Genomic DNA, 23,577 nt, shown 5'->3' with positions numbered 1-23,577 from the left:
ATATGGCAAAAGAATCAATGAAAGCTCGCGAAGTTAAGCGTGCAAAGCTAGTTGCTCGTTTCGCTGAAAAGCGTGCAGCTCTTAAAAAGATTATCGCTACTTCTGAGGATCCTGGAGAAGCTTATGAGGCAGCTCGTAAGTTACAGGGACTCCCTAAGAATTCAAATCCAATTCGTCTTCACAACCGTTGCAAGATTACAGGTCGTCCTAAAGGATATATCCGCCAGTTCGGTCTTTCTCGTATTCAGTTTCGTGAAATGGCGTCTTCTGGTTTAATTCCTGGAGTTAAGAAGGCTAGTTGGTAATGATAATGTTCTTGTGATTAGTGATAAGGATTAATGCTTTGGCATAGGCCTTTTCACTAGCACTTTTTCATGATTCATCTGAATTTTTTTTAATATTGTCGGGATATCCCGATTAATTAAACATTTATATTTTATGACAGATCCAATAGCAGATTATCTGACAAGGCTCAGAAATGCAATTATGGCTCATCATCGTGTTGTTGAGGTTCCTGCATCTAACTTGAAAAAAGAGATTACAAAGATCCTTTTTGAAAAAGGTTACATCTTGAACTACAAGTTCATCGAGGAAGGTCCTCAAGGTTCAATCAAGGTCGCTTTAAAATACGACCCTTCAACAAAGCAGAGCGCAATCAAGAGTTTGAAGCGCGTGTCTACACCAGGTTTGCGTCAGTATACCGGTTATAAAGACATGCCGAGAGTAATTAACGGATTAGGTATTGCAATATTATCTACATCTAAAGGTGTAATGACTAACAAGGAAGCTGCTGATCTTAAGATCGGTGGTGAGGTCCTTTGTTATATTTATTAATTGGAGGATTTTATATGTCAAGAATAGGTAAATTGCCAATTAGTATCCCTGCAGGTGTTACTGTTAGTTTTGATAAGAAAACCGACGTTATTACAGTTAAAGGTCCTAAGGGAGAACTTACACAGAAGATAGACCCTTCAATTATTGTAGATAACAATGAAGGTACTATTACATTCTCAGTTGATGAGAATAGTCCAGTTAACGTTAAGCAGAAGCAGGCTTTTCATGGTCTCTACCGCTCATTGGTTAACAATATGGTTATTGGTGTAAGTGAAGGTTATAAGAAAGTTTTGGAACTTGTAGGTGTAGGTTACCGTGTGTCAAATCAGGGTAATGTCATTGAATTTTCACTTGGTTATACACACCCTATCTTTATGGAACTTCCTAGTGAGGTTAAGGTTGAGACTAAGTCTGAAAGAAACCAGAATCCAATTCTTACACTTGAGTCTACTGACAAGCAATTGTTGGGTCTTATTTGTGCAAAAATTCGTTCTTTCCGTATGCCTGAACCTTACAAGGGAAAGGGTATCCTGTTCCAGGGTGAGGTTATTCGCAGAAAGTCTGGTAAGACAGCTGCAGCTAAGTAATTTTAATTGATTTTACGATTATGACAACAAAGAAAGTAGAAAGACGAATTAAGATAAAGTTCCGCATTCGTAAGAGTGTAAACGGAACAGCTGAGCGTCCACGTCTTAGTGTTTTCCGCTCTAACAAGCAGATATACGCTCAGGTAATTAATGATTTGACAGGTAAGACACTTGTTGCAGCTTCATCTCTTGGTCTAGAAAAATTGGCTAAGGTTGACCAAGCTAAGAAAGTTGGTGAGATTGTTGCTGAAAAAGCAAAGGCCGCTGGTGTTGAGTCTGTAGTTTTCGACCGTAATGGCTATCTCTATCATGGCCGCGTTCAAGCTCTTGCTGACGCTGCTAGAGAGGGAGGATTAAAATTCTAAACGATTATGGCAATGAATAAAGTAAAAGTAAATAGTGACTCAGAACTGAAAGATCGTTTGGTTGCTATCAACCGTGTAACTAAGGTTACAAAAGGTGGTCGTACATTCACATTCTCTGCTATCGTCGTTGTAGGTGATGGTAAGGGAGTTATCGGCTGGGGCTTAGGTAAGGCTGGTGAAGTTACTGCTGCTATAGCTAAGGGTGTAGAGGCAGCTAAGAAAAATCTTGTGAAGGTTCCTGTACTCAAGGGTACTGTTCCTCATGAAATAGAGGTTTCGTTTGGTGGCGCTCAGGTTCTTTTGAAGCCAGCTGCCGCTGGTACTGGTCTAAAGGCTGGTGGTGCCATGCGTGCTGTTCTTGAGAGTGTTGGTGTTACTGATGTTATCGCAAAGTCTAAAGGTTCATCTAACCCTCACAACCTAGTGAAGGCAACAATCGCCGCTTTGTCACAGATGCGTGATGCTTATACAATAGCAGGCAATCGTGGCATTAGTATGGATAAAGTATTTAACGGTTAATAGGAGAAGTAAACAATGGCAACAATAAAAATCAAGCAGATAAAGAGTAAAATCGGTTATCCAGTTGATCAGAAGCGCACACTTCTTGCCCTGGGTCTTCATAAGATCTCTCAGGTTGTTGAAGTTGAGGACGTTCCTAGTATCCGTGGTATGATCCGCAAGGTTCATCACCTGGTTAACGTAGTTGAATAATTAATCTTTTAATATCGAGTCGATTATGAAATTAAATAATTTAACACCAGCTGAGGGCTCTACACATACACGTCGTCGTATTGGTCGTGGTACGGGTTCTGGACTGGGTGGTACCTCTACACGTGGTAATAAGGGTGCTAAATCTCGTTCTGGTTATAAGAGAAAGATTGGTTTTGAAGGTGGTCAGATGCCTCTTCAGCGCCGTATTCCTAAGGCTGGTTTCAAGAATATCAACCATAAAGAATATTTCGCAGTAAACCTTTCTGTTCTACAGAAAATCGCAGAGGAAAAGAACCTCACAAAGATTGGCATTGCGGAACTTAAAGAAGCAGGTCTTACTAACGGCAAGCACCTTGTAAAGGTACTTGGTAATGGTGAGTTGAAAGCTAAACTAGAAGTTGAAGCAAATGCATTCTCTAAGACTGCCGAAGAAGCTATTAAGGCAGTAGGTGGTAACGCAACTATAATCTAAGTAAATGAAAAAGTTTTTTGAGACACTAAAGAACTGTTGGAAGGTTGAGGATTTGCGTCAGCGTCTCCTTATAACCATTCTCTTCACGGCAATATATCGTTTCGGGTCGTTCGTTGTACTTCCAGGTATCAACCCGGCTAAGTTAGCAACTCTTCAGTCGCAAACTGCGGGCGGTCTAATGTCGCTGTTGGACATGTTCTCTGGTGGTGCATTTTCTAATGCGTCAATCTTCGCACTTGGAATTATGCCCTACATCTCAGCTTCTATCGTTATGCAGCTCCTTGCTGTCGCTGTGCCTTATTTCCAAAAGATGCAGCGCGAAGGTGAGAGCGGTCATAAAAAGATAAATTGGTATACTCGTCTGCTCACAATAGCTATATTGGTTTTTCAGGCACCTGCATACTTAATGAACCTAAAGGTGCAAGCTAGTCAAGCATTGGCTAGCGGCATCTCTTGGACTATCTTTATTATTCCCGCAACTATCATCTTGGCAGCAGGTAGTATGTTCATCCTTTGGCTTGGTGAGCGCATTACTGATAAGGGTGTCGGAAATGGAATCTCATTGATCATTATGATCGGTATAATGGCACGTTTGCCTCAAGCATTCGTCCAGGAGGTAAGCTCACGATTTACTGCCATATCTGGTGGTGGACTTGTGATGTTTATTGCTGAGATTCTTATTCTCTATGCAGTAGTTTGTGCATCAATTCTTTTGGTGCAGGGAACTCGCAAGATACCTGTACAGTATGCCAAACGTCTTGTTGGAAACAAGCAGTATGGTGGTGCTCGTCAGTACATTCCATTGAAGCTATTTGCTGCTAATGTGATGCCTATCATCTTTGCTCAGGCTTTGATGTTCATTCCTTTGGCTATAGTTAAATATCAGAGTGAGAATGCCTCATGGGTTGTTCGTTCATTGATGGATAATCACAGTCCACTGTATAATGCCGTTTATGTTATATTGATTATAGCGTTCACGTATTTTTATACTGCAATTACATTGAATCCAACTCAGATGGCTGAGGACATGAAACGTAATAATGGATTTATCCCTGGTATAAAACCAGGAAAGGATACGGCTGAGTATATTGACACCATAATGTCTCGTATAACTTTGCCTGGTTCTTTGTTTATTGCGTTTATCGCTGTTATGCCTGCTCTTGCTGGTCTTCTTGATGTTCAGCAGGCTTTTTCACAGTTCTTTGGTGGTACATCCCTTCTGATTCTTGTTGGTGTTGTTATTGATACGCTCCAACAAATAGAGAGTCATTTGATGATGCGTCACTATGACGGACTTCTGAATTCCGGACACACACGTAACAACGGTGGCGTTTCAGCATATTAATCAGGTTCTTGGAAATGAAAATATTTCTGAAGACTGAAGATGAAATAGACCTAATGCGTCGAGCAAACCGACTTGTCGGTGCTACTTTGGCAGAATTGGGTAGAAATATTAAGCCTGGTGTCACGACTCTCCAATTGGATAAGATTGCGGATGAGTTTATAAGGGATCATGGTGCAACACCTACCTTTAAGAACTTTCCCAATCCATTTGGAGAGCCTTATCCAGCTTCAATCTGTACTTCTGTTAACGACATTGTTGTTCATGGTATACCAAGCGATAAGGTCGTTCTAAAAGACGGAGACATTATATCAATAGATTGTGGCACGCTTTTAGACGGATACAATGGAGATTCTTGCTATACGTTTGCTGTTGGCGAAATCTCATCTGAAGTAAGTAAACTTCTGGAAGTTACTAAAAAATCTTTGTATCTAGGGATAGAACAGGCTGTGGCAGGTAAGCACGTTGGTGATATAGGTGCGGCTGTACAGGAATATTGTGAAGAATGCGGTTATGGAGTTGTCCGAGAATTAACCGGTCATGGCATTGGTAAGGAAATGCATGAAGCACCCCAGGTCCCGAACTACGGTTCAAAGGGAAATGGAGTAATGCTAAAGGCAGGGATGTGCATAGCTATTGAACCGATGATTACTATGGGCGATCGCAAGATATGGATGCTTCCTGATAAATGGAGTATAATAACTAGGGATCGTAAACCAGCAGCTCATTTTGAGCATACTATAGCAATACGTAAAGGTAAGGCTGAGATTTTATCAACGTTTGAAGAAATTGAGAATCATTAAGTAGAATAATTATATGGCAAAACAATCCGCTATAGAGCAGGATGGAACAATTGTGGAGAATCTTTCTAATGCAATGTTTCGTGTAGAACTTGAAAATGGAGTTCAGATTATAGCTCACATCTCTGGTAAAATGCGTATGCATTACATTAAAATCCTTCCTGGTGATAAGGTGAAGGTAGAGATGAGTCCTTATGATTTGACAAAAGGCAGAATCGTTTTCAGATACAAATAATTCATCATACATAAAGATATGAAAACAAGAGCATCATTAAAGAAGCGTACAGCAGACTGTAAGATCGTTCGTCGTAAAGGTCGTCTGTTCGTTATCAACAAGAAAAACCCTAAGTTTAAATTGCGTCAGGGTTAATGTTAAAGTATCGTAAAAGTTGATTTAAATGAAATTTTATTTCTAACTTTGCACGTTCTTTAGCGAGAATTAAATTCAAATTATTAAATTTTTTTATTCAATTTAAAATGGCAATAAGAATTGTTGGAGTAGATTTGCCCCAGAATAAGCGTGGCGAAATCGCATTGACTTATATCTATGGTGTAGGTCGAAGTAGTTCAGCAAAGATATTGGATAAGGCCGGCGTTAGCCGCGACCTGAAGGTCAGCGAATGGACTGACGATCAGGCAGCCAAAATCCGTGAAATTATCGGCGCTGGGTTCAAAGTAGAAGGTGAACTTCGTTCAGAAATCCAAATGAATATCAAGCGACTGATGGATATTGGTTGCTATCGTGGAGTTAGACATCGTAATGGTCTTCCTGTTCGTGGTCAGAGTACTAAGAACAACGCTCGTACTCGCAAGGGTAAGAAGAAGACTGTTGCTAATAAAAAGAAGGCTACTAAGTAATTTTAAAGGAAATTAATTATGGCAAAGACAAAAGCAACATCTAAAAAAAGAAACGTAAAGGTTGACGCAATAGGTCAGCTTCATGTTCATAGTTCTTTTAATAATATTATAGTATCTCTTGCTAACAGTGAAGGTCAGATCATTTCATGGTCTTCAGCTGGTAAGATGGGTTTCCGTGGTTCTAAGAAGAATACTCCTTATGCTGCACAGATGGCAGGTGAGGATTGTGCTAAGGTAGCGTTTGAACTTGGTCTTCGTAAGGTTAAGGCATACGTTAAAGGTCCCGGTAACGGTCGCGAGTCTGCTATCCGTGCGGTAAACGCATCAGGAATACAGGTTACAGAGATTGTAGACGTTACACCATTACCACATAATGGTTGCCGTCCTCCAAAGCGTCGTAAGGTATAATATTTTTAAAAATTAACGCACATATTTTTATATTATGGCAAGATATATAGGTCCGAAATCTAAAATTGCACGTCGATTTGGTGAACCAATATTCGGCGCAGACAAAGTTTTGTCCAAGAGAAACTTCCCTCCTGGACAGCATGGCAACAACCGTCGCAGAAAAGTATCTGAGTACGGTGTCATGTTGGCAGAGAAGCAGAAAGCTAAGTACACTTATGGTGTACTAGAGCGTCAGTTCCGTAATATGTTTACTAAGGCTGCAAAGTCTGACGGTATCACTGGTGAGGTTCTTCTTCAGAGCCTTGAGTGCCGTCTTGATAATGTTGTCTTCCGTCTTGGTATTGCTCCTACACGTGCAGCAGCCCGTCAGTTGGTTGGTCACAAGCATATCACTGTAGATGGAACTGTAGTGAATATTCCATCTTTCTCAGTAAAGCCAGGAATGATCGTTGCTCTCCGTGAAAAATCTAAGTCTCTTGAAGTTGTTGAAGCTGCTCTAGCTGGTTTCAATCATAGCAAGTATCCTTGGATGGAGTGGGACGAGAATACCAAGAGTGGAAAGTTCTTGCATAAGCCAGAGCGTGCAGACATCCCTGAGAATATAAAGGAACAATTAATCGTTGAGTTGTACTCTAAATAAATCATTGAATTAATGGCGATATTAGCATTTCAAAAACCTGATAAAGTTGTAATGTTGGAGGCTAATGACAAGTTCGGCAAGTTCGAATTTCGTCCTCTTGAGCCTGGCTTTGGTGTTACCGTAGGTAACGCTTTGCGCCGCATTCTCCTTTCATCTCTGGAGGGTTATGCCATCAACACAATCCGTATTTCGGGTGTTGAGCATGAGTTTTCTTCAGTACCTGGTGTAAAGGAAGATGTGACCAACATTATCTTGAATTTGAAGCAAGTAAGATTCAAGCAAGTAGTAGAAGAATTCGAGAATGAGAAAGTTAGTATCACTGTTGAGAATTCTACGGAATTCAAGGCAGGTGATATTGGTAAGTATTTGACTGGATTTGAAGTGTTAAACCCTGATTTGGTGATTTGTCATTTGGATGCCAAAGCCATGATGCAGATTGATCTTACTATTAACAAAGGTAGGGGTTATATTCCTGCTGATGAAAATCGTGAGTTCTGCACTGATGTCAACGTTATTCCAATCGATTCTATTTACACCCCTATCCGCAACGTAAAATATTCAGTTGAGCCATATCGTGTCGAGCAAAAGACCGACTATGACAAATTGGTTATTGAAGTTACTACGGACGGTTCTATTCAGCCGAAGGATGCTCTTAAGGAAGCTGCCAAGATACTTATTTATCACTTCATGTTATTCTCTGATGAAAAGATTACATTGGAATCTCCAGATCAGGAAGGCAATCAGGAGTTTGATGAGGAAATTCTACACATGCGCCAGTTGCTAAAGACTAAGTTGGTCGACATGAACCTTAGTGTTCGTGCACTTAACTGTTTGAAAGCTGCTGATGTGGAGACTCTTGGTGACTTGGTTCAGTTCAATAAAACTGACCTTCTTAAGTTCCGTAACTTTGGTAAGAAATCGCTTTCTGAGCTTGATGATTTGCTGGAAAGTCTGAATCTGTCATTTGGAACCGACATTTCAAAGTATAAACTGGACAAGGATTAATCAATCACCTGTCCTCTAATAGAAAAAACAAAAATGAGACATAATAAAAAATTCAACCACCTAGGTCGTACTGCATCTCATCGTGATGCCATGTTAGCAAATATGGCTATATCTTTGATAATGCACAAAAGAATCACTACGACACTTGCAAAGGCAAAGGCCTTGAAGAAGTATGTTGAGCCGTTAATCACACGCTCAAAAGAAGATACAACAAACTCACGTCGTGTGGTTTTCCGTTATCTTCAGAATAAGTTCGCTATTAAAGAACTCTTCGGAGAGGTTGCAGCTAAGGTGGCTAATCGTCCTGGTGGTTATACCCGCGTAATTAAATTGGGAACACGTCAGGGTGATGCTGCTGACATTGCTTTCATTGAGCTCGTAGATTTCGATGAGAACATGGCAAAGACACCAAAGGCAGCAGTTAAGAAGACTCGCCGTAGCCGTAAGCCAACAAAGGCTGAAGCTCCTGTTGAGACTCCTGTTGCTGAGACAGAGGAAGCTCCAAAAGCAGAGTAATTTAAACGATTATACTTCACATACGAGAGAAGCGCAATGTTTTTACATTGCGCTTTTTTTATTTTTAGGGATTTCCCCATATAGATTTAGGTAAAAATCCTTTTTTATAAGTCTATTTTATCGTATCTTCGCCATATTATTATCAAAGCAATATTATGAGAAAGACAATGATTATGTTTGCTGCCATAGCTTTGATACTTGGTAGCTGCGGGACTTATACTGGAGATGGTGCTTTTATCGGTTCTAATCTAGGTTCAATACTTGGAAGTGCCATAGGAGGTATCGCTAATGGACCACGAGGTTCAGATATAGGAACTATTGTTGGTATGGCTGGTGGAGCAGTCGTTGGTGCTGTTGTTGGTAATGCTGCTGATCAGCGAGTTGATAATGCACGTTGCCGTGATGTTGGGGCGCCCGTTGCGCTGGAGCAAACATATAGTGTGCAACCGCAATATCAAGACAACATTGTTGATGAGAGTAATTCTGGTGATGACAGGATTTATGATTTTAATAGCTCAGATTATACTACAAATAATAGTACTAGGCTTCCTGTTAGCAAAGAAACCTCAACCCCAAGTCCTGGAATAACATATCAGCCTGTTATTGAAATACGTAATGCTCGTTTTATAGACGATAATATGGATGGAAAAATACAAAGGGGTGAACTTAGTAAGATAATTTTTGAAGTGATGAATCATAGTTCTGAAACTCTCGTTGATGTTCAGCCAAAAGTTATTGAAACGACAGGAAATAATCATATCAAAATATCTCCTAGTATACACATAGAAAAGATACTTCCAGGAACAGGTATTCGTTACACGGCTCTTGTTTTAGCTGATCATCGTTTATCACGAGGTGTTATCAATCTTAATTTATCTGTGTTCGTAAGTGGAAAGCAACAAACTTTTCCCACTGAGTTTCAAATACCGACAATAAGATGATCTTAATTCTATTTTAAATACGTCTCTACTTATATTAGAATATGGTTTATTAATTATAATATTGTTAGTTGAGGTAGTGCATACTTATTATATCGATTGTTATTTCTAAGTGATTAAGTTTTGAAAGTATTACTAGTTCGTAAAAAATAGATAAGTGTAAATAATTATATATTCCATTAAGTATATAGTAACTGCTTTCATTATTTGCATTCTTTAGTTGATTATTTTATTTATTATGCTCGTAAAGTAAAATTTTAATCTAGTTTTTTTGTTTAATTTAGGATGCGTATATATTCACAAATGAAGGCCTGTTTAACTTTATATGACGAACATATAGCTTAAAGTCTAGGATGAATCTGATAGAATTTAAAAAGTAGTTAATCATTGCATACAATATTTATAATTAATGATGTAATGTTGAAAATGATACAATTAATGCTAAAAAAATAGCTTATTATTATTATAGCTCTTGACAGCAACTATAATTATTATTATATTTGCGGTAAGATGTAATATCGCATTGATTAATTAAATTGAATGATCATGAAAACTAACAAGGCGCTACAAGAGCAGATCCTTAAAGTTTACACTCGTGATGAGGAAAATGATAAAGGACCCACACAAGTTCAAATAATTTCTACTGATGTGTGGTATAATTGAAATATGAATACGTTTTCTTATATTTGATATCTCATTTTTAGCTAAATTAGCTGTCATTATAGGAAGATGATCTATATGAATTATAAGATAATTATAATTCAATAAAATTCGGGAGCTTTTCCGCAATAATGGAAGGCTCTCGAATATTTTTTATGTTTTTCTTTCATTAAATTATCTATCACAAGTATGTTTCTTCTTTTGGTGTTAACTTACTTAATCACCAAATAAAATAGCAATAGCTGGAGTGTATATGGGGTAATTATCAATTAGCTCTTTTGCCGTTTTGTCATTTAGCACGCTGTAAATATATACACGGCACTTGGTTAGACAAATTAAAACACGTTTTATTTTGCTTTTCCACTCGTTTGCAGTATCTTTGCACAAAAATTAGTATTTGATGAAGATATTAGGAATATTGGGCACTATTTTACGTAAGATGTTCAGCCCGATAAAAGCCAATGCGTTGTTTTTTATATTTATGTATCTGCTTGGAAGTTTATGTGCTTGGACTACGTTGCCAGACACAAAGAATGCGGAAATATATGAAAACTTGTATTTGGAATTGTTTTTTGACCTTTTCCTACTATGCGCAATTCTATTAGTTATTCCGGTGAAAATACGTAGATGGGTCAAAATGACTTTGTACGTGCTGCTTTATGTTGTGGCATTAGTAGATGTGTATTGTTTTGTGAATTTTGATTCCACTCTGAATCCTTCTATATTAATGCTTGTTGGAGAAACTGATGGTCGTGAGGCTGGAGAATTTCTTTCTACTTTAGTTTCTCCCGATTTGATATTCAGTAATGTCGGATGGATATTACTTTTGATAGTTGTTAATGTTTTTGTGGCTTATCTGCCAAAGATGAAGAGATTTAAATTGCCAAATCTTAAATGGAATGACAGATATACACCTTATGCAGGACTTTTATCTGTGTTACTTTTTTTGTGGGGAGGTTTCAGTTCTGCTCAAAATAAAATAGCAACATGGAAATTGATGTCAGGAACTAGTGTGGGTGATATTGAACATACGTTGACTGAAAATGATCATGCGGTTTTGTATATTCCTATATATAGACTTATATTCAGCATGTATGCCAACTCTCTCGCTTCAAAACAAGTTGATAAACTTGTAGCTTCAGCTAAAAGTGTAGAAGTTGATAGCTGTTCTTATCGTTCTCCAAATATAGTTCTTATAATTGGTGAGAGCTACGGAAAGCGGCATTCGCAACAGTACGGATATTTTATGCCAACTACCCCACGACAGATAAAGCGTGAGAAAAGTGGACTTCTCGTTCCTTTTACAGATGTAGTTGTACCTTGGAACTTGACAAGTTTTGTTTTTAAGAATGTATTTTCAATGCATGTGATTGGCGAGAAGGGCGAATGGTGTGATTATCCTTTATTTCCTGAATTATTTAGAAAAGCTGGATACAATGTTTCTTTCCTTACAAATCAATTCTTGCCACAGGCAAGGGCCGCTGTTTACGATTTCAGTGGAGGCTTCTTCTTGAATAATCCTGCATTAAGTAAGGCGCAGTTTGATATTCGCAATGATAAACTGCATGTTTTTGACGAGGATTTGCTTAAAGATTATGATAATTTCGTGAAGGATGGAAAGATAAAACCAAACGGACATAATCTTACAATATTTCATCTTATAGGTCAGCATGTAAATTATCGTACACGTTGTCCACGTAGCCAGTTTAAATTCTTTGCTAGTAGTTATGAGGACAAGCGTCCTGAACTTACGCCCAAACAACGCAAGGTATTAAGCTATTACGATAATGCGGTACAATATAACGACTCTATAGTAGATCAGATTTGTAAACGTTTTGAGAATCAGGATGCGATAGTCATCTATATGCCTGATCATGGTGAAGAATGTTATGAGGATAATCGTGGGTTTATCTGTCGAAATCATTCTGCCTCTATTGATTGGCCATTGGCCCATTATGAGTTTGAAATTCCATTCTGGATATATTGTTCTCCGAAATATGCCCATACTCATCCAGAGATATTCAAGGAAATTGTTCAGGCAAGAAAGCGTAGATTCATGACAGATGCATTGCCAGACATGCTTCTGTATCTTGCTGGAATTGCATCTAAAAACTATCACGAAGAGTATAATATTCTTAGTAGTAAATATGATGAAATGCGCCCGCGAATACTGAAAGGCACTACCGATTATGACAAATTGCGTGATGCTTATTTAAAGAATAAGAAGAAAAAATGAACGAACAATTATTAAGTCGTACGGATTGTAATGCTATGCGCGGATTGGCTATTATAGGTATAGTCCTGCACAATTATTGCCATTGGTTAAGCCCTGTGGTCAAGGAGAACGAATATCAATATTTTCAGGATAACGTAAATGGGATGGTTTCTTCTATTTGTACTCCTGATAGTCTGTTGCCAATGCATATCCTTTCATTCTTAGGACATTATGGCGTGCCAGTATTCTTGTTTCTCAGTGCATATGGACTTGTCATGAAGTATGAGAAAAAAGATGCAAAAGTTCCATCAACGTTTAGTTTCATAAAGCGCCATTATATGAAACTATTCAAGATGATGATTATTGGTTTCGTGGCTTTCACTATGCTCGATCTGATTACTCCGGGAGCACATAATTATAAGTTCATTGATATAGTGGCGATGATTGGCATGTTCAACAATGTTCTGCCAAAGCCAGATGATGTTATTTGGCCTGGTCCATATTGGTTTTTCGGATTAATGCTGCAATTGTATATTGTTTACAAGTTGTTGTTGTGTCGTCGTAATAGCATATTTGTTATTGTGCTTATGGCAGCATGTGTATTTGGACAGTTGTTCTTTGATGCAGAAGGAGAAGCTCTTAATCGTTACAGATATAATTTCATGGGTGGCATGTTACCTTTTGGATTAGGTGTTCTCTATGCTAGGTATGGTCACAAAATGACTATGTATGCATATGCTTCAATGTTTGTGGTGTCATCATTACTTGTCTGTGTACTTAGTTGCAGTTTCCTTGGTTGGACATTTGTCCCGGCATTCGTTTGTACAGCGAGCATAGGTTTGGTAAAGCTTTTGAATGGCAAAGGTTTTAACTCAATTAAGTCATTATTGGTTTGGATGGGGAGCATCAGTGCTGCATTGTTTGTCTGTCATCCAATAACTCGCAAGATATTTATTCCTATAAGTAAAAATGGTGATTACTATGCAGGATTTCTTCTATATATAATTACTAGCATTTGTTTGGCTTGGCTGTTTAATGAGTTAATAAAGCGAATACCATTGAAATGAAGATAAAGAATATTGAACTCGCTAACATCTCGCGTTATCGTGGGGAATTGATGGGAATAGCAATGATTTTCATCTTCCTGTTTCATGTTGCTCTTCCACGCAGCAACATGTTTTTTGGTTTACGACGCATAGGAAACATCGGTGTAGACATGTTCCTTTTTCTCAGTGGAATCGGTTTGTGGTTCTCATGGATAAAGCATCCATCATTAAAGCGCTTTTTCAAACGTCGCTATCTTCGAATTTATCCTGCTTGGCTTATTATTTCCTGCCTATATTACATCCCACATTTCCATGGTGGTAGTCTGCATGCCTGGATTGACCTTGTTGGTGACATTACAATAAATTGGGATTTCTGGTTGCATAACGAACTCACATTCTGGTATATTCCGGCAATGATGATGCTATATTTGTTTGCACCACCATATATGGAGCTTATACGTCGTCATCCTGTTTATCGCTGGCTTCCTGTCGTGATGATATCGTGGTGCATACTTGTGCAGTATGTTACCCCTATTCATAACGCGGTGGGGCATATAGAGATTTTCTGGAGTCGTGTTCCTATATTCTTTATCGGAATAAATATGGGAGACGCTGTACGTAGAAAGGATAAAATGGATGGAGCTAGTATTTGGATGATATTAATAGTATTCGTAATGACTCTTTCTGCAAGTATATTCCTGGAGCAGAATCTTCACAATCGTTTTCCTCTTTATGTAGAGAGAATGTTGTATATTCCACTCACAATAAGTACAATACTTCTACTGAATAGAGTGTTCCGTAGAACACCAAAATGGTTTAACTCTATTTTTAAGTTTGTTGGTGCGTTAAGTTTGGAATGCTATCTTATACATATACACTTCGTGCTAGACTATATTCCAAATACATATGGTTATTGGACAACTTTCATTATATGTATACTAATAACGATGCCATTATCGTGGGTGCTGAGTAAGATAGTGAATTATATATCTAATTTTATAGAAAAATATATATGGACATCAAAGCATATTTGAAACTAATCCGTCCGAAGCAATGGATAAAGAATTTCTTCGTGATGGTGCCTTTGTTTTTTGGTGGAGAGCTATTTAATTTAAAGTCTCTCATCGCTGGTGCTATAGCCTTTCTGGCTTATAGTTTTGCTGCGTCGTCTATATATTGTTATAATGATATCCATGATGTGGATGATGACAGACGTCATCCTGCGAAATGTCATCGTCCTGTCGCTTCTGGTTCCGTGTCTATATTACGGGCATACATTCTTATGGTCTTGATGATTCTGCTTTCTATGGGATGTATCGTCTTTTTGCCTGAAAATAATTTAGAGACAGGTGGAGTTATCCTTTTCTATTGGTTACTGAATCTGGCCTATTGTGTCAGATTAAAGCGATATGCAATTGTTGATGTCTGTATTGTGGCTTTCGGTTTCGTATTACGCCTGTTTGCTGGCGGCTTTGCTTCAGACATAGTACTCAGCAAATGGATTGTCCTAATGACATTCCTGATAACTTTGTTTATGAGTTTTGCAAAGCGACGTGATGATGTTTTGAGAATGGAGGAGACTGGTGAAGCACCACGTCACAATACTATAAGATACAATCTTACATTTATCAATCAGGCTATCACGATAACGGCTTCGGTTACATTAGTATGCTATATTATGTACACTGTAAGTCCTGATGTTATTGAAAATTTCCATACAGATTATCTTTATCTTACAAGTGTGTTTGTTCTTCTAGGGTTGCTGCGCTATATTCAATTGGCCGTAGTAGATGAGGAAAGCGGTGATCCTACAAAGATTATATTGAAAGATCATTTTACTCAATTGGTTGTCTTTGCTTGGTTGGTTTCTTTCATGATAATTATATATGTATTTAAGCGATGAAAGAAAAAATCTTGTTTTTTGATTTCGACGGTACGTTAACTACCAAGGATACGTTGCTTGAATTTATACTTTATTCATGCGGGAAGGTCAGGTTCCTATTAGGCTTCTTACTTTATAGTCCTTTATTAGTATTTATGAAATTTGGTCTATATCCAAATTGGAAGGTCAAGCAGCATGTGTTCAGCTATTTTTTCGCAGGGATGAAATTAGAATCTTTCAATTCGCAATGTCGTAAGTTTGCTATAGATTGTCGTTATCTTCTTCGCCCAGAGGCTGTGAAAGAGATGGAAACTGCTATGACTCAAGGCATAAAAGTATATGTAGTAAGTGCAAGCATCGATAATTGGGTACAGCCATTTTTTAAGTTCGCTAAGGTGTTGGGTACCCAGATTGAGGTGATAGATGGAATCCTTACTGGACGTTTCATTAGCCCCAATTGCTATGGCATTGAAAAAGTGAGACGAATAAAACAGGTATTGACTGAGCCCCGTTCACATTATTATATAATAGCTTATGGCGATAGCCGTGGCGATAAGGAAATGCTTGATTATGCAGATGAAACACATTTCAAACCGTTTAGACACTGATAAGCGTGAAAGGATAGGCGAGATTCTGAGATTTGGAATCGTCGGTGTTATTGCCGCATTGTTACAATACGGCGTGTATCTTATTATGCTTTTATTTATGTCTCCAGGAATAGCAAATACTGTTGGATATATAATAAGTTTTATATTCAATTTCTTTGCTAGTACGCATTATACTTTTAAGGTAAAGGCTAATGCTAAACGTGGAATTGGATTTGCTTTGAGTCATGTCGTAAACTATCTATTGCAGACAGTAATGTTGCTTCTGTTTATATATATAGGTGTTCCTAAAGCTTATGCGCCTATCCCTATGTTTTGCGTATGCGTACCAGTTAATTTTATCTTGGTGCGTTATTTCCTCACAAAAAGAAGTAAAAAGACATTTTGAATTGATGAGGGCTTTGTATTTCATATATTTTGATTAAATTTGCAAAAAAATATTTTATATGATAAATATCTTCAAAATAAAAAAAGAAGAACGTGGCTTGGCTTTAGTAATCCTTCTATATACTCTTGTTCTCAACGCATTAGTTATAATAAAGTACTATGATAAATTTTCTCTTTTAAGTGATAATTATCGTAGGCTTTTTCTGAAAATATTTAATATATCAGGATTCGATCCGCTTACTTATGAAGCTGTTTCAAAATGGACAACTTCCTATAATATATTCCGTCATCCATTTTTGGCTTTCTTCATGTATATTCCTTATCAGATAAATCATGGATTGATGTTGTTGACGGGACATAATTATGTACAGTTTGTTATTGCTGCAATTTATGTGTTTTTTGCATGCTATTCCTTTATATTCCTTTATAGGATATTTCGTGAAGTGATAGAACTGAAAAAAATTGATTCTTTACTTTTTACGATGTTCACATTTTCGTTTGCTTACGTTATGTTAGCAACAATGGTACCTGATCATTTTCTGTTATCTATGTTTATGCTCATAGTAACATTGTATATTAGTGGTTTGAAAATGAAAAAGCAATTGTCAATGACAAGATTGCAAAGCTTGATTTTGTTTTTCTTTACAGCTGGTGTGTCATTAAATAATGGTGTGAAAACATTTTTGGCAACATGGTTTGTTAATGGTAAACGCTTTTGGCATCCAAAAAATATAATTCTTGGTGTTATATTTCCTTCTGTTATGATATGGGGATTTGTACGTGTTGAATATCATATCTTTGAATTTCCACATTTTAAGGCTCGTCAAATTGCTCTTGAAAAACAGAAAGCAAAAAATAAGCACAAGGTATATGAAATGTATAAAGACACGACAAGTGAAAAAGATCAAGCTAAGATTGCGTCTGGGGTAGATCGTATATTGAAGAAACAAGAGGCTGAAACCTTGCGCAAGCAAAGCTTGAACCCAGAAGTCTCTCATCAAGGTAAACCTATAGGTAATGGTACTTTTATTAGCTGGACAGATATTTCTACGCCTCGTGGAATGACTTTTGTTGAAAACCTGTTTGGTGAATCAATACAGTTGCATCAAGACAACCTTTTGGGTGATACGCTTAAAGGGCGACCTGTTATCGTGCATTATAGGTGGATATTTAATTATGTTGTTGAGGGTATCATCGTGCTACTTTTTGCATTAGGCTTGTTCTTTGGAAGAAAAAATAAGTTTATGTGGCTGGCAGTATCCTTTATGGCATTTGATATGCTACTGCATTTAGGGCTTGGCTTTGGCATAAACGAGATTTATATCATGAGCCCTCATTGGGCTTTTGTTATAACGATTGTAATAGCATGCCTTGCAAAGAATCTGGATGGCAAAAAACTAGTGGCACTTCGTTCTATGATATGTTGTCTTGCTGCATACTTGCTTATTTACAATACGGCGCTAATAGTGGAATACCTCACAATACTATAATGGTGTATGAAAAGAAATGACGATATAAATTATACAAGGGCAATATTGATATTGTTGGTGATATTGGTACATATAGTTCCTTTTACCACCTTGCACCCGCAATTAAAAGCTGCCATACTTTCATTCATGATGCCTACTTTCCTGCTCATCACGGGTTATCTAGTCAACATCAATAAAAGCTTACGTAAGTTCTCAATTTATTATCTTGGCATACTTGTTCCTTATGTCGTGATGACTGTTGCTTATTCTGTTGTTTCTTATTATATGCCAGTACGTGATGGCATACATGAATTGTCTGTAAGCGTTATTCTTGATAAGGTGTTGGTAACATCTATTGGGCCGTATTGGTTTCTTCATACGATGTTGATTTGTGGACTGCTGTATTATGTATGTTTCGCAATTCCATTACGTAGGGAGTATAAGATAGAGCGCTTGATAGTTTTTGGAACATCATTGCTTCTGTTATCATTGTTCACTCCTTTGCAATCATTAAAGATAAGTTCGTTTTATTTCATCGGTGTTTTGCTTAGACAGACCGATTGTGATTTTGATAAGGTATTTTATAAGTCACCACTATCATTGATTCCGTTCTGCATATTGGTATTCGATAAATCCTTTTATGATTGGGGACTGGTCACTGTAATCGTAATGGTTTATTGCTTCATCTCTTTTTCTTCATGGCTTTACGGTTACATCAAGGATAAGAAGGTCAATAAATATGTCATTTTGATAGGAATGAATACATTCCCAATATATATATTCCATCCTGTATTCACTATGGCAGCCAAATTCTATAAACCGTGGTTGGCTTTTGATGCGTCTGGTTGGTTGTTGGCAATTGTTACGATAGTCATTGCTATATCAGGAAGTTTCATTATGGCGTGGATTTTAGATAAGACTAGGACTTGCTACTTGTTAGGAAAGGAAAGTATATTGAGATTATAATCAATAGTGCAATTTCATAATCTATTGTTGCAATAGATAAACATTAAATTGATGAATATATTTAAAATACATAAAGAGGAGCGTTGGATAGCACTACTTACATTATTGTTTTTATTATGTTTAAATTGGATGCTTATATCCAATTATCCTGATATCTTTACTAAAGGGGGAACTCTTGGTTATTGGTCTATATTTTCCAAGAACTTTCGTATGTCAGGTTATGATTGCTGGTCGTATATCATGCTTTCAAATCTTCGCATACATTTTGAAACTACCCGCCATCCTCTGTTCCTATCAATATTATATCCACTATATTTGTTGAATCATGGTATGATGTGGCTGTTTGGATCTAATTTCGCCGTTTATATCATGGCGTTATTACTCCTTTTTTGTTCAATATATTCTGTACTGTTTATGTATAGAATCTTTAGGCAGATGTTAGAACTTCGCAAGTTCGACGCTTTCATGTTTACAGCTATGTTTTTGAGTATCGCTCATGTTATGGTTGCAATGATAGTACCTGATCACTTCGTTATTTCTCTTTTTCTGCTTACAATGACTTTATATATAGCAGGACTGAAAATAAAGAATAAAACAAATTTTAAACTGTGGCAGATAGCTGTGTTGTTTTTTGTTACAAGTGGAGTTACATTGACAAATGGTGCAAAGACATTGCTTGCGGCTTTGTTCGTTAACGGCAAGAAATATCTACGTCCTAAATCAATAGCCTTAACCGTATTCCTCCCGCTTGTATTACTATTGGGTGTGTATTGGTTTCAATACAATGTGTTTGAACTTCCACAGAAGCAAGTAATACATAAGATAGAAAAGAGCAATAAAGAGAAAAATGGTGATGAGGTTGCTAAGCATAATGCTATTAGAGATAAATGGATACGAGAGCATACAGGCAGACCATTGAGTGATGCACCTTTACTCAATTTGACTGATGCCACGACTCCTCGTGTAGAGACAATTGTAGAAAATCTATTTGGTGAATCAATACAATTACATCAGGGGCATTTGTTGGAGGATTTGTCTTTTACGCGTCCTATGTTTGTTAAATATAATCATTGGTTTAACTATGCGGTTGAGGCGATAATCGTAGCCATGTTTGCCTTCTCTCTATGGCGTGGCCGCAATGTCAAGTTATTGCGCATGTGCATGGCTTGGTTTGCGATAGATATCATACTTCATCTGGTATTAGGTTTCGGCATTACCGAAGTTTATATAATGTCGGCTGATTGGATATTTATCATCCCACTGGCATTCGCTACATTGATGCACCTTTCTGATAACAGGCATAGAATAATATTACGCATCGTTTGCTCATGCATTACTCTATACCTTCTGTTGTGGAATACAAGTCTCTTGGTTAGTTATCTCACTACACCTTTTGACAAGATTCCTAAGTTCTAGAAGCAATCCGAAACTTTCTATTTGTTGCGATGAAATATGTAGTTCATACATTCATCTAGCATCTTTACTTTGGCAAGTTTCATTACAGTGAAATATATCAAGACTGACAATATCATTTTGATGATCAGTCTTAATGCCATACTGTCAACAAATGACGCAATGAAATATGTTATCGACATTACTGCTAGTGCTGAAATAAAGAATGGAAATATATCCTTCAGCGTGTCTATATATTTCAGACCGATAAGTTTGTGTGCATAGTATTGCCATACGACTACCCAACCGATATTAAGAATAGAGTAGCCCGCAATCATTATCACAATGCCTAGTTTGGCTAGAGCAACAATCAAAACGATTGAGCTCAATAGCAAACCTATGTTTCCCCAAAGATATAAATCAGAGCGTCCCTTACTTATTATCAGGTTTTGAAACGTCCCGTGTAATGGTAGAAAAGCTCCGCTGATACATAGAATCTGAAGTAGGAATACACTTTCTGCCCATTTACTTCCTATCGCCAAAATAATGAATTCTTGCGAGATTATGGCAAGCCCGAACATTACAGGAAATGAAAGGAATGCTGTGAATCTAACCATTTTGCGAAACACGTTGCGTAGTCTTTCCTTGTCATCGTCTATGGATGAGAATACAGGTTGTGCCACTTGTGCCACCGTTCCTGAAACTAAAGAATAAGCTTTGTTGTTCCAACTGTTAGCTTGTGAGAAATTACCTACAGCCTGAACAGGAAACAATCTTCCGAATATAACGATCAGAATGTTGTTGCTTACAGTGTTTATGATAGATGTAAACATTATCTTGCAACTGAATCCAAACATCTTTCTTACTGGTTTGAAGTCAATATGTATTGATGGACGCCAAGGTATATACATAAACTTTCCAAGGCTTGTTATCAGTACATATATAATCTGCTGCCATACAATACTCCAATAAGCCATACCGTTAATAGCCATAGTTATTCCTACAATTCCTGATGCTATCAGTGCCTGAATACGAATCATCGTAGCTTCCTTCACCTTCAGACTCTTGAATAGATAAGCCTGCGGAACAATTCCTATTGCTGATAAGGGTATCGTTATGAAAGACACCCTTGAGAGTGCCACAATTTCTGGTTGCTTGTAGTAAAATGAAATAAGCGGAGAACAAAAGAATAGTATGATGTATAATAATGTTCCCATAAGTAATGAAAACCAGAACACAGAATTATAATCATTGTCTTCTGTCTTTTTCATATTTACCAGTGCCGAGGTGAAGCCACTCTCCTGTATTGCTCCAGCTACGGCTGGAAATATAGCAAGCATGCCAACTAGTGCATAGTCTTTTGGTGAAAGAAGACGAGCTGTTATAATACCAAATAGCGCACCCAGAACCTGCATGCTACCATTATTCATCGCTCCCCATAATATACCTGTGGCAGTTTTCTCTTTTAATGTCTTCATTGTGAATAACAACCTTTTATCGTGATATAATCAAGATTGTATATGCAAATTTAGTATTAAAAGGTGGATAATCAAAGAAAAAACATTATTTTTGCAAATAAAATCTGAATGAAAGTATACTATTATCATACAATAGACATACGTAATGTTTACCAACAATGGCATAATGGAACGTTCCCTGGGCATTTCCTCTATGGTGCTACCCATCTTCGCAATGAGGGAATAGATGTTGTCATGCATCAGCCAATACGACCTAAACAGCGTTGGAAACTTTCATTGCATACAGCTTTTAAAATCCTTACTTGCCATGAGCATTATGATGCCATCTATGCTACTACATTCCGTGGACTTGAGATTATCATTTTTCTTAGGGCTTTTGGTCTCTTCCGCCATCCTGTTTGCGTGTGGCATCATCAGCCAGTGGTAAAAGCAAAAAGTTTTTTTCGTGAAATGATTGCCCGATTATTTTATAAGGGCATTGATCAGATGTTTTTCTTTTCAGATAAAATCATACAAGACTCTTTACATTCTGTAAAGGCAAAGCGTGAACGCATGCATGTTGTAAGATGGGGCGCTGATTTGAAATACTATGATGCGCTATTAAAAAACTTTGATAAGAGTTCACGTTCCGGATTTATTTCAACAGGAAAGGAAATGCGCGATATGCCTACGTTGATAGGTGCTTTCAATCACACGTCTGCGCCTCTTGATATATATTCATGCAGAGAATATCTTGGCACAAACTATGAACGCATGTTTGCCGACATGGAGGTTCATGATAATATAAATATTCATTTGATCGGAGGTTTAGCTCATGCTGAAATGAGTAAACTGGTCAACAAGTCACAATGTGTGGTGATATGTTGTTTCCCCACAAATTATACAGTCGGTCTTACTACTGTTGTTGAGGCTTTGGCACTTGGCATTCCTCTTATTTGTACAAAGAATTTGCAGATGCCAATGGATATTGACCATGAACATTGTGGAATAACCGTAGCTCCAGGTGATATGGTTGGATGGGAGAGAGCGGTGAATTTTATTGCTGAAAATCCAGACGTAGCATCCGATATGGGGCGTCGTGGAAGAGAATTGGCAGAGAAGGTCTATAATCTTGACAATTGCGCTAAAGATATATCGACAGTCTTGAAAACATTAATAAAAAAATGATGAAGGTATTCAATACAGGAGAGACGCAGGAAACTCTGCGTCAGGAATATAACCCTGATGGTTCGGTTCTTCGCCGTGGTCAGCTGCGTATGCTTGATATGCTTATCTATTTGCAGGATGTCTGCAAAAGCATAGGCATACCGTGTCGCATTGATGGTGGAAATGTGCTTGGAGCATTGCGTCATGGCGGCTTTATTCCTTGGGATGATGATATAGATGTTGTAGTGAGCTATTCTGATTACAACAGATTGTGCAGATATCTCATCGAGCATCCGCATCCGCAGTATGTGCTGCAGAATAATGAAACCGATCCTGGTCATTATAAAGAATGGGCATGCCTGCGTGACCTTAAAAGTGAACATCTAAGCAGTGATGCTCAAAGTGAGAGAGAAAGCCGCTCACATAATATTCAAAAGTATCGTGGATTGCATATTGATATATTTCCTTACGAGGGTTATATGATACCTTGGCTCCAGCATTTTGCTGCCAAACTTTCATGCGTAGTCAACTTTGACTTAGCTGGAAGATACCCTCGTCTGGCACAAGCTGGATATAATGTCCTGCATTATGCAGTGTTTCCTCTGTTCCGGGTGATAGGTCACATCTTTGGAAATCCCGATTTGTATATGCATTCTTATGGAGCGTGGTTCTATGAGCGCAATCCAAAGCGCATCATGATACCGCATAAAGACATTATCTTTGAGGGACATACTTTTGAGGGACCTGCTGATCCAGAGGAACTCTGTCGCATCGCATACGGAAACTATATGGAGCTGCCACCTCATGACAAGCGAGACAGACATAAAGTAGAAATTGTTTTTCATGATTAATAAT

The 23,577-nt window shown here is 37.7% G+C and carries 29 protein-coding genes; 28 read left to right on the top strand and 1 reads right to left on the bottom strand.

Annotation, left to right across the window (positions count from 1 at the left end):
• Positions 1-2 precede the first annotated feature (2 nt).
• The 26 genes from rpsN to prwr041_RS04125 all read left to right on the top strand — a co-directional run bounded on the left by rpsN (position 3) and on the right by prwr041_RS04125 (position 20,122).
• Positions 3-305 carry a 30S ribosomal protein S14 gene (gene rpsN, locus prwr041_RS04250; protein ID WP_207155126.1) on the top strand — a complete coding sequence of 101 codons (303 nt, stop codon included), beginning with the start codon at positions 3-5 and terminating at the stop codon, positions 303-305.
• A gap of 133 nt (positions 306-438) precedes the next feature.
• Positions 439-834, top strand: a complete 396-nt coding sequence (gene rpsH / locus prwr041_RS04245) for a 30S ribosomal protein S8 (protein ID WP_018462931.1) — start codon at positions 439-441, stop codon at positions 832-834.
• A 14-nt stretch (positions 835-848) separates the two neighbouring features.
• Entirely contained in the window at positions 849-1,421 is a 573-nt protein-coding gene (gene rplF / locus prwr041_RS04240) for a 50S ribosomal protein L6 (protein ID WP_207155125.1), read from the top strand.
• Between the two features lie 20 nt (positions 1,422-1,441).
• A complete protein-coding gene (rplR, locus tag prwr041_RS04235; RefSeq protein WP_207155124.1) occupies positions 1,442-1,786 on the top strand; it encodes a 50S ribosomal protein L18 in 345 nt (114 codons plus the stop codon).
• 6 nt (positions 1,787-1,792) lie between these two features.
• Entirely contained in the window at positions 1,793-2,305 is a 513-nt protein-coding gene (gene rpsE, locus prwr041_RS04230) for a 30S ribosomal protein S5 (protein WP_207155123.1), read from the top strand.
• A 15-nt stretch (positions 2,306-2,320) separates the two neighbouring features.
• Positions 2,321-2,497 (top strand): 50S ribosomal protein L30, encoded by a 177-nt coding sequence (gene rpmD, locus prwr041_RS04225; protein ID WP_018462935.1) that lies wholly within the window; start codon positions 2,321-2,323, stop codon positions 2,495-2,497.
• 25 nt (positions 2,498-2,522) lie between these two features.
• Positions 2,523-2,969, top strand: coding sequence for a 50S ribosomal protein L15 (gene rplO / locus prwr041_RS04220; protein ID WP_018462936.1), 447 nt, complete (start codon positions 2,523-2,525; stop codon positions 2,967-2,969).
• A gap of 4 nt (positions 2,970-2,973) precedes the next feature.
• Positions 2,974-4,314: a preprotein translocase subunit SecY gene (gene secY, locus prwr041_RS04215; RefSeq protein ID WP_207155122.1), complete on the top strand. Its 1,341-nt coding sequence runs from the start codon at positions 2,974-2,976 to the stop codon at positions 4,312-4,314.
• Positions 4,315-4,328: 14 nt separating this feature from the next.
• On the top strand, positions 4,329-5,114 hold the full coding sequence (gene map / locus prwr041_RS04210) for a type I methionyl aminopeptidase (protein WP_207155121.1): 786 nt from the start codon (positions 4,329-4,331) through the stop codon (positions 5,112-5,114).
• A gap of 13 nt (positions 5,115-5,127) precedes the next feature.
• A complete protein-coding gene (infA, locus tag prwr041_RS04205; RefSeq protein WP_018462939.1) occupies positions 5,128-5,346 on the top strand; it encodes a translation initiation factor IF-1 in 219 nt (72 codons plus the stop codon).
• An 18-nt stretch (positions 5,347-5,364) separates the two neighbouring features.
• Positions 5,365-5,481, top strand: coding sequence for a 50S ribosomal protein L36 (gene rpmJ / locus prwr041_RS04200; protein WP_004335771.1), 117 nt, complete (start codon positions 5,365-5,367; stop codon positions 5,479-5,481).
• A gap of 107 nt (positions 5,482-5,588) precedes the next feature.
• Positions 5,589-5,969 (top strand): 30S ribosomal protein S13, encoded by a 381-nt coding sequence (rpsM, locus tag prwr041_RS04195; RefSeq protein WP_207155120.1) that lies wholly within the window; start codon positions 5,589-5,591, stop codon positions 5,967-5,969.
• 18 nt (positions 5,970-5,987) lie between these two features.
• Positions 5,988-6,377, top strand: a complete 390-nt coding sequence (rpsK, locus tag prwr041_RS04190; RefSeq protein WP_207155119.1) for a 30S ribosomal protein S11 — start codon at positions 5,988-5,990, stop codon at positions 6,375-6,377.
• A gap of 34 nt (positions 6,378-6,411) precedes the next feature.
• Entirely contained in the window at positions 6,412-7,017 is a 606-nt protein-coding gene (rpsD, locus tag prwr041_RS04185; RefSeq protein ID WP_207155118.1) for a 30S ribosomal protein S4, read from the top strand.
• A gap of 12 nt (positions 7,018-7,029) precedes the next feature.
• Positions 7,030-8,022, top strand: coding sequence for a DNA-directed RNA polymerase subunit alpha (locus prwr041_RS04180; protein WP_207155117.1), 993 nt, complete (start codon positions 7,030-7,032; stop codon positions 8,020-8,022).
• 33 nt (positions 8,023-8,055) lie between these two features.
• The gene (gene rplQ / locus prwr041_RS04175) at positions 8,056-8,538 is read left to right on the top strand and encodes a 50S ribosomal protein L17 (RefSeq protein WP_207155116.1); all 483 of its coding nucleotides are present in this window, start codon (positions 8,056-8,058) and stop codon (positions 8,536-8,538) included.
• A 155-nt stretch (positions 8,539-8,693) separates the two neighbouring features.
• Positions 8,694-9,479: a glycine zipper domain-containing protein gene (locus tag prwr041_RS04170; RefSeq protein ID WP_207155115.1), complete on the top strand. Its 786-nt coding sequence runs from the start codon at positions 8,694-8,696 to the stop codon at positions 9,477-9,479.
• Between the two features lie 1,057 nt (positions 9,480-10,536).
• Positions 10,537-12,372 (top strand): phosphoethanolamine transferase, encoded by a 1,836-nt coding sequence (locus tag prwr041_RS04165; protein ID WP_207155114.1) that lies wholly within the window; start codon positions 10,537-10,539, stop codon positions 12,370-12,372.
• Positions 12,369-13,418: an acyltransferase family protein gene (locus tag prwr041_RS04160; protein WP_207155113.1), complete on the top strand. Its 1,050-nt coding sequence runs from the start codon at positions 12,369-12,371 to the stop codon at positions 13,416-13,418. The genes prwr041_RS04165 and prwr041_RS04160 overlap by 4 nt, the downstream gene beginning before the upstream one ends.
• Positions 13,415-14,431 (top strand): acyltransferase family protein, encoded by a 1,017-nt coding sequence (locus prwr041_RS04155; protein ID WP_207155112.1) that lies wholly within the window; start codon positions 13,415-13,417, stop codon positions 14,429-14,431. Before prwr041_RS04160 ends, prwr041_RS04155 begins: the two co-directional genes overlap by 4 nt.
• The gene (locus tag prwr041_RS04150) at positions 14,410-15,300 is read left to right on the top strand and encodes a decaprenyl-phosphate phosphoribosyltransferase (protein WP_207155111.1); all 891 of its coding nucleotides are present in this window, start codon (positions 14,410-14,412) and stop codon (positions 15,298-15,300) included. The genes prwr041_RS04155 and prwr041_RS04150 overlap by 22 nt, the downstream gene beginning before the upstream one ends.
• Positions 15,297-15,887 (top strand): HAD family hydrolase, encoded by a 591-nt coding sequence (locus tag prwr041_RS04145; RefSeq protein ID WP_207155110.1) that lies wholly within the window; start codon positions 15,297-15,299, stop codon positions 15,885-15,887. The genes prwr041_RS04150 and prwr041_RS04145 overlap by 4 nt, the downstream gene beginning before the upstream one ends.
• Positions 15,856-16,272 carry a GtrA family protein gene (locus tag prwr041_RS04140; protein ID WP_207155109.1) on the top strand — a complete coding sequence of 139 codons (417 nt, stop codon included), beginning with the start codon at positions 15,856-15,858 and terminating at the stop codon, positions 16,270-16,272. The genes prwr041_RS04145 and prwr041_RS04140 overlap by 32 nt, the downstream gene beginning before the upstream one ends.
• A 58-nt stretch (positions 16,273-16,330) precedes the next feature.
• The gene (locus tag prwr041_RS04135) at positions 16,331-17,761 is read left to right on the top strand and encodes a DUF6080 domain-containing protein (RefSeq protein WP_207155108.1); all 1,431 of its coding nucleotides are present in this window, start codon (positions 16,331-16,333) and stop codon (positions 17,759-17,761) included.
• A gap of 6 nt (positions 17,762-17,767) precedes the next feature.
• Positions 17,768-18,706: an acyltransferase family protein gene (locus tag prwr041_RS04130; RefSeq protein ID WP_207155107.1), complete on the top strand. Its 939-nt coding sequence runs from the start codon at positions 17,768-17,770 to the stop codon at positions 18,704-18,706.
• 51 nt (positions 18,707-18,757) lie between these two features.
• Positions 18,758-20,122, top strand: a complete 1,365-nt coding sequence (locus prwr041_RS04125; protein WP_207155106.1) for a DUF6080 domain-containing protein — start codon at positions 18,758-18,760, stop codon at positions 20,120-20,122.
• A 17-nt stretch (positions 20,123-20,139) separates the two neighbouring features.
• On the opposite strand, the gene prwr041_RS04120 is transcribed toward prwr041_RS04125, so the two are convergent.
• Positions 20,140-21,576 carry a lipopolysaccharide biosynthesis protein gene (locus prwr041_RS04120; RefSeq protein WP_207155105.1) on the bottom strand — a complete coding sequence of 479 codons (1,437 nt, stop codon included), beginning with the start codon at positions 21,574-21,576 and terminating at the stop codon, positions 20,140-20,142.
• A 108-nt stretch (positions 21,577-21,684) separates the two neighbouring features.
• On the opposite strand from prwr041_RS04120, the gene prwr041_RS04115 reads away from it, so the two are divergent.
• Both prwr041_RS04115 and prwr041_RS04110 read left to right on the top strand, forming a co-directional pair.
• The gene (locus prwr041_RS04115) at positions 21,685-22,743 is read left to right on the top strand and encodes a glycosyltransferase (protein WP_207155104.1); all 1,059 of its coding nucleotides are present in this window, start codon (positions 21,685-21,687) and stop codon (positions 22,741-22,743) included.
• Positions 22,740-23,573, top strand: coding sequence for a LicD family protein (locus tag prwr041_RS04110; protein WP_207155103.1), 834 nt, complete (start codon positions 22,740-22,742; stop codon positions 23,571-23,573). The genes prwr041_RS04115 and prwr041_RS04110 overlap by 4 nt, the downstream gene beginning before the upstream one ends.
• The last annotated feature ends 4 nt before the right edge of the window (positions 23,574-23,577 follow it).

Origin of the sequence: Prevotella herbatica (genome assembly GCF_017347605.1) — a bacterium.
In the GTDB taxonomy this organism is placed as follows: Bacteria; Bacteroidota; Bacteroidia; order Bacteroidales; family Bacteroidaceae; genus Prevotella; species Prevotella herbatica.
This window is presented reverse-complemented; position numbering and strand designations above follow the sequence as displayed.

Bases quoted from the DNA above. Each gene is read 5' to 3' on its own strand.
- prwr041_RS04170 (WP_207155115.1), top strand. From the start codon at position 8,694: ATGAGAAAGACAATGATTATGTTTGCTGCCATAGCTTTGATACTTGGT.
- prwr041_RS04155 (WP_207155112.1), top strand. From the start codon at position 13,415: ATGAAGATAAAGAATATTGAACTCGCTAACATCTCGCGTTATCGTGGG.
- prwr041_RS04115 (WP_207155104.1), top strand. From the start codon at position 21,685: ATGAAAGTATACTATTATCATACAATAGACATACGTAATGTTTACCAA.
- rplQ (WP_207155116.1), top strand. From the start codon at position 8,056: ATGAGACATAATAAAAAATTCAACCACCTAGGTCGTACTGCATCTCAT.
- rpsM (WP_207155120.1), top strand. From the start codon at position 5,589: ATGGCAATAAGAATTGTTGGAGTAGATTTGCCCCAGAATAAGCGTGGC.
- prwr041_RS04125 (WP_207155106.1), top strand. From the start codon at position 18,758: ATGAATATATTTAAAATACATAAAGAGGAGCGTTGGATAGCACTACTT.
- rpsE (WP_207155123.1), top strand. From the start codon at position 1,793: ATGGCAATGAATAAAGTAAAAGTAAATAGTGACTCAGAACTGAAAGAT.
- prwr041_RS04135 (WP_207155108.1), top strand. From the start codon at position 16,331: ATGATAAATATCTTCAAAATAAAAAAAGAAGAACGTGGCTTGGCTTTA.
- rpsH (WP_018462931.1), top strand. From the start codon at position 439: ATGACAGATCCAATAGCAGATTATCTGACAAGGCTCAGAAATGCAATT.
- prwr041_RS04140 (WP_207155109.1), top strand. From the start codon at position 15,856: ATGAAACACATTTCAAACCGTTTAGACACTGATAAGCGTGAAAGGATA.
- prwr041_RS04165 (WP_207155114.1), top strand. From the start codon at position 10,537: ATGAAGATATTAGGAATATTGGGCACTATTTTACGTAAGATGTTCAGC.
- infA (WP_018462939.1), top strand. From the start codon at position 5,128: ATGGCAAAACAATCCGCTATAGAGCAGGATGGAACAATTGTGGAGAAT.
- rpsN (WP_207155126.1), top strand. From the start codon at position 3: ATGGCAAAAGAATCAATGAAAGCTCGCGAAGTTAAGCGTGCAAAGCTA.
- map (WP_207155121.1), top strand. From the start codon at position 4,329: ATGAAAATATTTCTGAAGACTGAAGATGAAATAGACCTAATGCGTCGA.
- rpmJ (WP_004335771.1), top strand. From the start codon at position 5,365: ATGAAAACAAGAGCATCATTAAAGAAGCGTACAGCAGACTGTAAGATC.
- prwr041_RS04145 (WP_207155110.1), top strand. From the start codon at position 15,297: ATGAAAGAAAAAATCTTGTTTTTTGATTTCGACGGTACGTTAACTACC.
- rplO (WP_018462936.1), top strand. From the start codon at position 2,523: ATGAAATTAAATAATTTAACACCAGCTGAGGGCTCTACACATACACGT.
- rplR (WP_207155124.1), top strand. From the start codon at position 1,442: ATGACAACAAAGAAAGTAGAAAGACGAATTAAGATAAAGTTCCGCATT.
- rpsD (WP_207155118.1), top strand. From the start codon at position 6,412: ATGGCAAGATATATAGGTCCGAAATCTAAAATTGCACGTCGATTTGGT.
- prwr041_RS04180 (WP_207155117.1), top strand. From the start codon at position 7,030: ATGGCGATATTAGCATTTCAAAAACCTGATAAAGTTGTAATGTTGGAG.
- rpsK (WP_207155119.1), top strand. From the start codon at position 5,988: ATGGCAAAGACAAAAGCAACATCTAAAAAAAGAAACGTAAAGGTTGAC.
- prwr041_RS04130 (WP_207155107.1), top strand. From the start codon at position 17,768: ATGAAAAGAAATGACGATATAAATTATACAAGGGCAATATTGATATTG.
- rpmD (WP_018462935.1), top strand. From the start codon at position 2,321: ATGGCAACAATAAAAATCAAGCAGATAAAGAGTAAAATCGGTTATCCA.
- prwr041_RS04110 (WP_207155103.1), top strand. From the start codon at position 22,740: ATGATGAAGGTATTCAATACAGGAGAGACGCAGGAAACTCTGCGTCAG.
- rplF (WP_207155125.1), top strand. From the start codon at position 849: ATGTCAAGAATAGGTAAATTGCCAATTAGTATCCCTGCAGGTGTTACT.
- prwr041_RS04150 (WP_207155111.1), top strand. From the start codon at position 14,410: ATGGACATCAAAGCATATTTGAAACTAATCCGTCCGAAGCAATGGATA.
- prwr041_RS04160 (WP_207155113.1), top strand. From the start codon at position 12,369: ATGAACGAACAATTATTAAGTCGTACGGATTGTAATGCTATGCGCGGA.
- secY (WP_207155122.1), top strand. From the start codon at position 2,974: ATGAAAAAGTTTTTTGAGACACTAAAGAACTGTTGGAAGGTTGAGGAT.
- prwr041_RS04120 (WP_207155105.1), bottom strand. From the start codon at position 21,576: ATGAAGACATTAAAAGAGAAAACTGCCACAGGTATATTATGGGGAGCG.